1 protein-coding gene is annotated in these 287 nt (G+C 55.7%); it reads right to left on the bottom strand.

The window, feature by feature from the left end; translation table 11 throughout:
- The coding region (locus OGV94_RS00120) for a formylglycine-generating enzyme family protein (RefSeq protein WP_286522112.1) at positions 1 to 287 on the bottom strand (287 nt) is incomplete at both ends.

The following is a 287-nucleotide window of genomic DNA, read 5'->3' as shown; positions in this document are numbered from 1 at the left end:
TTTACCGGCGAATGGCTGTAGTATTCCGGGTCATACCAGTCCTTCATCCATTCCCAGCCGTTTCCGGCCATGTCGTAAATCCCCAGCGGATTGGGGGGACGGAAATCCCGGGGAAGCGGGGAATCAATATCTAAAGAGCTTTCGCTTTGACGGGCATAAATCTCCCGGTCCGTGGCGGTGGCTACATTGATACCTTTCTGACCTTCAATACGTATCGTGCCATCGTCGGTGGGCGCCACCACATATTTACCCCGGCTACGCGCCGCGTATTCCCACTGCGCTTCCGT

It is taken from the genome of Citrobacter sp. Ce006 (assembly GCF_030336535.1).
GTDB lineage: Bacteria > Pseudomonadota > Gammaproteobacteria > Enterobacterales > Enterobacteriaceae > Citrobacter > Citrobacter europaeus.
This window is presented reverse-complemented; position numbering and strand designations above follow the sequence as displayed.